The organism is Moraxella sp., from assembly GCF_024227015.1.
Taxonomy (GTDB): domain Bacteria; phylum Pseudomonadota; class Gammaproteobacteria; order Pseudomonadales; family Moraxellaceae; genus Moraxella.
Genome location: NZ_JAAELD010000162.1, coordinates 1 through 763, shown reverse-complemented (window position 1 = coordinate 763; position 763 = coordinate 1). Strand labels below are relative to the sequence as shown.

Annotated in this window: 2 protein-coding genes; both read right to left on the bottom strand. The window is 48.1% G+C overall.

From position 1 onward, the window contains the following. On the bottom strand, positions 1–231 hold a 231-nt coding region (locus GY683_RS03815), incomplete at its 3' end, for a ParB N-terminal domain-containing protein (protein ID WP_297287487.1). After that, on the bottom strand, positions 228–635 hold the full coding sequence (locus tag GY683_RS03810; protein ID WP_297287486.1) for a helix-turn-helix domain-containing protein: 408 nt from the start codon (positions 633–635) through the stop codon (positions 228–230). The genes GY683_RS03810 and GY683_RS03815, both read right to left, overlap by 4 nt. Positions 636–763: the final 128 nt, after the last annotated feature.

Below are 763 nucleotides of genomic sequence, written 5' to 3'. Positions count from 1 at the left end.
CTTCAGCGAATCCAGCCCCAGGCGTTGGGCGGCTTGATGCCGTTTGAAGCCATCTATCAGCATGGGGTATTGGCCGTCATCGGCGATAATGATCGGTGTGAGTTGCCCGCGCTTTATCAACGATGCGGCCATGCGCTCAACCGCCATGGCGGTCGGCGTGCGCAATGCCAACAGGCGTAAGTCGATCTGATTGATACCCATGGAGAACATGGCGTTTGGTTTTTTTATCATTTTGAGAAGGCCTCTTTGATAATCTGACTAATGGTGGCCGGATCTTTTTGTTGCATTTCTTGCTGCGATCCAAGCGGCTTGCTGCCGACCGTCAACGGCTTATCGGGCAACGAGAGAACCTGGAAGAGGTATCCGTCAAAGCCGATGAGATCTTTTTCGATCAGAGCGTCACGGGCCAGGATGTACTCATCCACACTTATTCGCAACAAAATGCAGATCTTGTCATAGCTGTAGTAGGATAGTCCCTTGCGATCGGCCACCAAAACCAAAAAGATATACAGTAACAGTTCGTGATGGCTGAGTTCTTGCCAAAAGCCATGGCGTAAAAAGCGATGTTCAATAAAGGCAAAGCTGCCGTTGATTTTACGTACTCTTTGCGGATAAAGCGGTTTTTTTGATATCATGACACACCTGCTTGTAAAAAATTATGCTTAAACACGGTACACTAGTCACAGAAGCGGCATCACAGCTTTGATAACCTCCATTCAGGCCTGACAATTTTGATGTTTGCGCTCATCGTTACATCTTAGGG

Coding starts and splice junctions, on each gene's coding strand:
- GY683_RS03810 (WP_297287486.1), bottom strand. CDS start 635: ATGATATCAAAAAAACCGCTTTATCCGCAAAGAGTACGTAAAATCAAC.